The 6,247-nt window shown below is 77.9% G+C and carries 5 protein-coding genes; 4 read left to right on the top strand and 1 reads right to left on the bottom strand.

The window, feature by feature from the left end; genetic code table 11:
• The first annotated feature begins 125 nt into the window (after positions 1 to 125).
• Together ABD254_RS17345 and ABD254_RS17340 are read left to right on the top strand one after the other, a co-directional pair.
• Entirely contained in the window at positions 126 to 2,333 is a 2,208-nt protein-coding gene (locus tag ABD254_RS17345) for a primosomal protein N' (protein ID WP_344249897.1), read from the top strand.
• A gap of 2 nt (positions 2,334 to 2,335) precedes the next feature.
• Positions 2,336 to 2,959, top strand: coding sequence for an HAD family hydrolase (locus ABD254_RS17340; RefSeq protein ID WP_344249896.1), 624 nt, complete (start codon positions 2,336 to 2,338; stop codon positions 2,957 to 2,959).
• A 7-nt stretch (positions 2,960 to 2,966) separates the two neighbouring features.
• Here ABD254_RS17340 and ABD254_RS17335 read toward each other — a convergent pair whose 3' ends face one another.
• Positions 2,967 to 3,653, bottom strand: a complete 687-nt coding sequence (locus tag ABD254_RS17335) for a hypothetical protein (RefSeq protein ID WP_344249895.1) — start codon at positions 3,651 to 3,653, stop codon at positions 2,967 to 2,969.
• 37 nt (positions 3,654 to 3,690) lie between these two features.
• On the opposite strand from ABD254_RS17335, the gene fmt reads away from it, so the two are divergent.
• On the top strand, positions 3,691 to 4,665 hold the full coding sequence (fmt, locus tag ABD254_RS17330; protein ID WP_344249894.1) for a methionyl-tRNA formyltransferase: 975 nt from the start codon (positions 3,691 to 3,693) through the stop codon (positions 4,663 to 4,665).
• Positions 4,662 to 6,200 (top strand): RsmB/NOP family class I SAM-dependent RNA methyltransferase, encoded by a 1,539-nt coding sequence (locus tag ABD254_RS17325; protein WP_344249893.1) that lies wholly within the window; start codon positions 4,662 to 4,664, stop codon positions 6,198 to 6,200. The genes fmt and ABD254_RS17325 overlap by 4 nt, the downstream gene beginning before the upstream one ends.
• The last annotated feature ends 47 nt before the right edge of the window (positions 6,201 to 6,247 follow it).

Here is a 6,247-nt window from a genome sequence, read left to right as displayed (position 1 = left end):
CCGTCTTGCCTCGTTCGTCGGTCGAGCTTGTCGAGACCCAGCTCCGCCGTTGGATCGTCTCGAACCCACGCCCACCGGCCGAGTCTGTGGAGACCTGCGGCTCGTGGTCGGCGGGTCGTGATGGGATGGGCCCCGTGAACGACGTCCCCGAGCCCGAGCAGCCCGCGCTGCTCGGGCTCGACGACGTCCAGGGGCCGGCGTCGGGCCCGCGCGGCGGCAAGGCCCGGCGCAAGGCCGCGCTGGGGGCGCACGAGATCGCCGAGGTGCTGCCCGTCGCGCGGGTCGTGCTCGACCTGCAGCCCGCGCACCTGGACCGCGAGTACGACTACCTCGTCCCCGCGTCGATGGCGGCCGACGCGCAGCCCGGGGTGCGGGTGCGCGCCCGGTTCGGACCGCAGGAGGTGTCCGGGTACGTCGTCGCCCGCGCGGCGACCTCGGAGCACACCGGCCGGTTGATGCCGTTGCGGCGCGTGGTCTCGGGTGACCCGGCGCTGAGCGAGCCGGTCCTGCGTCTGGCCCGCGCCGTCGCCGACCGGTACGCCGGCACCCTGGCCGACGTCCTCCGGCTGGCCGTGCCGCCGCGGCACGCGCGCGTGGAGAAGGAGATCCTCGCCGCCCTGGCGAACCCCCCGTCGGTCGAGCCTGTCGAGACCACGCCCGTCGTGAACGTCCCGTCGGTCGAGCCTGTCGAGACCACGCCGCCCGCCGAGAGCACGCACGCGGACCCCTGGGCGCCGTACCGCGGCGGCGAGGCATTCTGCCGCCACCTGCTGGCCGGCGGGGCGCCTCGCGCCGTGTGGACGCCCCTGCCGGGCCTGGCGCCCGCGGACGACGGCTCCGTCGGGCACGTGCCGCACTGGGCGGACGCGATCGCCCGCGCGGTGCGCGCCACCGTGGCGGGCGGGCGGCGGGCCCTCGTCGTCGTCCCCGACGCCCGCGACGCCGACCGCGTGTGCGAGGCGCTGGAGGCCGCGGGCGTCGGGGACCATGCGCGGCTCCTGGCCGACGACGGCCCCGCGCCCCGCTACCGCGCGTTCCTGAGGGCTCGACACGGCCTCGCTCCGGTCGTGGTCGGCACCCGCGCTGCCATGTTCGCGCCGGTGCCGAGCCTGGGGCTGGTCGTGCTGTGGGGGGACGGGGAGGACACGCTCGCCGAGCCGCACGCCCCGTACCCGCACGCCCGCGAGGTGCTCGCCCTGCGCTGCGAGCTCGAGGGCGCGGCCCTGCTCCTCGCGTCCCCGGGCCGCACGGTGCAGGCCCAGGCGCTGCTCGCGTCCGGGTGGGCGCGGGAGATCGTCGCCCCGCGGGACGTCCTGCGCGCCCGCGCCCCCAGGGTGCGGGCGCTGACGTCGGTCGAGCTGGCCGCCGAGGGCCCGGGCGCCGCCGCTCGGCTGCCGACGGCTGCCTGGCGCGCCGCGCGCGACGGCCTCGCGTCCGGGCCGGTGCTGGTCCAGGTGCCGCGCACCGGGTACCTGCCCGTCGTCGCGTGCGGGCGGTGCCGCACGGCCGCCCGCTGCGCGCACTGCCACGGCCCGCTGGGCCTGCCGCGGCAGGCGGCGGCCCCGCAGTGCACGTGGTGCGGGCGCCTGGCCGGCGGCTGGCGGTGCGACGAGTGCGGCGACTCCCGGCTGCGGGCCGTGCGCGTCGGCTCCGACCGCACCGCCGAGGAGCTCGGGCGCGCGTTCCCCGGCACCACGGTCCGGGTCTCGGCGTCCACGGCTCCCGGCGGGGTGCTCGACCGGGTCGCGGCCGGGCCGGCGCTCGTCGTGTGCACCCCCGGCGCGGAGCCCGTCGCCGACGGCGGGTACGCGGCCGCGCTGCTGCTCGACGCCGCCGTCGCCACCTCCGGGACGGGCCTGGCGGCGGCGACCGAGGCGCTGCACCGCTGGCTTGCGGCGGCCAGCCTCGTGCGCCCCGCCCGGGACGGCGGTCAGGTGCTGCTCGTCGGGGACGCCGCCCCGGCTCCGACGGGCGCGCTCGTGCGCTTCGACCCCGCCGCACTGGCCGAGCGCGAGCTGGCGGAGCGGCGGGAGCTCGCGCTGCCGCCCGCCGTGCGGGTCGCGGCCGTCTCGGGCGACCGCGAGGCGGTGGGCGCGCTCGTCGGCCGGGTGGCGCTCGCCGGCGGAGAGGCGCTCCTCGGCCCGGTCGAGCTGCCGCCGGAGCCCGACGGGCGGGGCGCCACCCTCGACCCGCGGGTGCGGGCCGTGGTCCGCGTGCCGCTCGCCCAGAGCGCCGAGCTCGCCCGCCAGCTGCGCGCCTCGCTGGCGGTCCGCTCCGCGCGCCGGGAGGGTGGCAGCGTCCGCGTCCAGCTCGACCCGAAGGAGATGCTCTGACGATGGCAGGCAACGTGAGTGACGCCGCGATCGACACCGTGGTCTACGACTTCGGCAACGTGCTCGTGGAGTGGGACCCCTACGGGGCGTTCCCGCACCGGGACCGGGCCGAGGTCGCCGCCTGGATGGCCGAGGTCGACTTCCCTGTGCTCAACCACGCCCAGGACGCGGGGCGTCCGTGGTCCGAGGCGAGGGCGACGCTCGCGGACCGCCCCCACCTGGTGGCGCTGCTGGACGAGTACGTCGCAAACTTCCCCGGCACCCTGACCCGCCCGGTCCCGGGCTCCGCCGCGCTCGTCGGCGAGCTGCACGACCTCGGGCTGCGCCTGCTCGGGCTCACCAACTGGTCGGCGGAGCTCTTCGTCCACGCCGAGCCGGCCGCGCCTGCGACGGGTCTCATGGACGCCGTGGTCGTCTCCGGCCGGGTGGGGCTCGCCAAGCCCGACCCCGCGATCTTCGCCCACCTCGTCGCGGAGCACGACGTCGATCCCGGTCGCGCCGTCTTCGTCGACGACAGCCCGGCGAACGTCGCCGCGGCTCGCGACCTCGGCTTCCACGCCGTGCGCTTCACCGGTACCGCGGCGCTGCGACGCGCCCTGCGCGAGTACGGCATCCCTGTGCGCTGAGGCCTCGTCAGGCGTCGTGGTCGACCACGACGTCGTGCTCGGCGGCGTCGCGCAGGTCGCGCAGCGTGCGAGCGTCGACCGCGGGCAGCGCGGTGCTGCCGCCCGTCTCGCGGGCGACCAGGCCGGGCCAGGTGAGCGAACCGTCCCTGCCGACGTCGGCGAGCAGCGCGCCGTCGAGCGCGATCCGGTAACCGGCGGGCTCGTCGGCGGGCACGAGGAGCACGACCACGTCGTCGAGGGCGACGAGAGCATCGGCGACCGCGTCGGCGGGCGTCTCCGCGTCGACGACGACCTCGATCACGACGGTGCCGGCTGGCTCCGCGGTCCCTGCGCGGGCGTCGACCACCCCGTCGACGGCGAGGTCGACGAGCAACGTGCGGGTGTCCGCGTCGCCGTCCCACGCGACGACCCGACCGGCGTCCGTGTCCCAGGCACGCGCCTCGCCCCGCTCCCAGGACGTGAGCCGGCCCGAGACGGCGAGGTCGGAAAAGGTCAGGTCGGCACCGTCGACGAGGTGGCGGGTGGACGGCAGGGCGTCGGTGACGGAGTCCGGCAGCAGTGCGTACGAGGCGGTCGCGTCTCCGGGAGCGAGAACCGCGCCGAGGTCAACCGGCCCGTGCGATCCCGCGCACCCCGCGACCACGAGCGCCGCGCCGGCGGTCACCGTGCCACAGGAGTACGGGATGGTCCTCACACCAGGTCAGTGTGTGACGGCCACCTAGACTTGCACGGTGCGTCTGCTCTTCGCCGGAACCCCGGAACCCGCCGTCCCGTCCCTGCGTGCCCTGCTGGACTCCCGCCACGAGGTTGTCGCCGTCCTGACCCGCGCCGACGCGCGCTCGGGGCGCGGGCGCAAGGTCGTCCCCAGTCCGGTGCGGGTCGCGGCCGAGGAGGCCGGCATCCCCGTCCTCACCGACGTGCCCCGGGGCGAGGAGTTCGTCTCCCGGCTGCGCGAGCTCGAGGTCGACGCCGCGCCCGTCGTCGCGTACGGGCACCTGCTGCGCCCGGACGTCCTCGCCGTCCCGCGGCTGGGCTGGGTCAACCTGCACTTCTCCGTGCTGCCCGCCTGGCGCGGGGCCGCCCCCGTGCAGCACGCGATCCTCGCCGGCGACGAGGTCACCGGCGCCACGACGTTCCTGCTCGACGAGGGCATGGACACCGGCCCGGTGCTCGGCACCGCCACCGAGACCGTCCGCCCCCGGGACACCGCGGGCGACCTCCTCGGCCGCCTCGCGACCAGCGGGGCCGGGCTGCTCGTGGCCACCCTCGACGCGCTCGAGGACGGCACCCTGCGACCGCAGGCGCAGCCCGCCGACGGGGCCTCCGTCGCCCCCAAGATCACGACCGACGACGCCCGGGTGCGCTGGGACGACCCGGCGCTCGCGGTCGACCGCCGCGTGCGCGCCGTCACCCCCGCGCCGGGGGCGTGGACCACGGTCCCCGCCACGACCGGGGTGGACGCCGCTCCCGGCGTCCGCCTCGGCCTCGGGCCCGTCGACCTGCGGCCCGACGTCACCGACCTCGCTCCCGGCCAGGTGCGCCCAGGCAAGAAGGAGGTGCTCGTGGGCACCGCCACCCACGCCGTCGCGCTCGGACAGGTGCGCCCCGAGGGCAAGAAGCCCATGGCGGCCGCCGACTGGGCCCGCGGGCTGCGGGGCGTCCTCGACGCGCCCGAGGGCGCCGTCCTCGGGCAGGACGCCCGATGAGCGACCGTCGGGCGCCCCGCGACCCGCGCCGCGACGACCGCGGCCGCCAGCGCGGCGCCGCCCGCTCCCGGGGAGAGGGGCACCGCACCTCCCAGGCGCCCTCCCAGCGGCGCCGCCGCACCGACCCCGCCCGCACGGCCGCGTACGACGTCCTGCGCGAGGTCGACGGCTCCGACGCGTACGCCAACCTCGTCCTGCCGCCCCTGCTGCGCGAGCGGCGCATCAGCGGGCGCGACGCCGCGTTCGCCACCGAGCTCGCGTACGGCACCCTGCGCCTGCGCGGGCGCTACGACGCGATCCTCGCCCGCTGCGTCAGCCGACCCCTGGACCAGGTCGACCCCGACCTGCTCGACGTCCTGCGCCTGGGCGCCCACCAGGTCCTCGGCATGCGGGTGCCCGCGCACGCCGCCGTCTCCGAGACCGTGGCGCTCGCACGCGACCGGGTGGGCGCCGGGCCGGCCCAGATGGTCAACGCCGTCCTGCGCGCTGTCGGGCGGACGCCGCTCGACGAGTGGCTCGCGCTCCTGGCCGACGAGGCCCCCGACCCCGTCACCGCGCTCGCCACCACCGGCTCCCACCCGGTGTGGATCACCCGCGCCCTGCGGGAGGCACTCGTCGGGCACGGCCGCAGCCCCGACGAGACGCGCGACCTCCTCGACGCCGACAACGCCGCCCCCCGCGTCACCCTCGTGGCCCGGCCGGGCCTCGCCGGACCCGACACCCTCCGCCAGGAGGCGGACGACGCCGACGTGCGGCTCGAGGCGGGCCGCTGGGCGCCCACGGCCCTGGTCATGGCCGGGGGCTCCGACCCCGCCGGGCTGCCCGCCGTCGCCGACGCGCGCGCCGGGGTGCAGGACGAGGGCTCCCAGCTCGTCACCCTCGCCCTCGCCGCCGCCCCCCTGGAGGGCGCGGACGCGCGCTGGCTCGACCTGTGCGCCGGACCCGGGGGCAAGGCGGCCCTGCTCGCGGCGCTCGCGGCCGGGCGGGGCGCCACCCTCGTCGCCAACGAGGTGCAGCCCCACCGCGCCAGGCTCGTCGAGCGCGCCCTGCGTGCCGTGCCGGACGGCGTCGTGGAGCGGGTGCGCACCGGGGACGGGCGAGAGCTCGGCGCCGAGACGCCGGGGGAGTTCGACCGGGTGCTCGTCGACGCCCCGTGCACGGGTCTCGGCGCCCTGCGCCGGCGCCCGGAGTCCCGGTGGCGGCGCACGCCGTCGGACCTCGGCGAGCTCACCGTGCTGCAGCGCGAGCTGCTCGCCGCCGCTCTCGGCGCCGTCCGCGTCGGGGGAGTGGTCGGGTACGTGACGTGCTCCCCGCACCTCGCCGAGACCCGGCTGGTCGTCGACGACGTGCTGCGCCGCCGGGACGACGTCGAGCGGATCGACGCCCGCGCCGCCCTGCGCGACGTGCTCGTCCCCGGTGCCGAGATCGACCTGGGGGCGCCCGACGGCGGCGCGGCCGGGCTCGACCTGCAGCTCTGGCCGCACGTGCACGGCACCGACGCGATGCACCTGACCCTGCTGCGCCGACGACGCTGAGGTGAGGCGTGAACGTCGCATTTTCCTTGCAGGTTCGGGGATGTCAG

This window comes from Isoptericola hypogeus (assembly GCF_039531145.1).
GTDB lineage: Bacteria > Actinomycetota > Actinomycetes > Actinomycetales > Cellulomonadaceae > Isoptericola > Isoptericola hypogeus.
The sequence above is the reverse complement of the archived record's forward strand: the minus strand, read 5'-3'. Positions and strand labels throughout refer to the sequence as shown.

Coding starts and splice junctions, on each gene's coding strand:
- ABD254_RS17345 (WP_344249897.1), top strand. CDS start 126: ATGGGCCCCGTGAACGACGTCCCCGAGCCCGAGCAGCCCGCGCTGCTC.
- ABD254_RS17325 (WP_344249893.1), top strand. CDS start 4,662: ATGAGCGACCGTCGGGCGCCCCGCGACCCGCGCCGCGACGACCGCGGC.
- ABD254_RS17340 (WP_344249896.1), top strand. CDS start 2,336: ATGGCAGGCAACGTGAGTGACGCCGCGATCGACACCGTGGTCTACGAC.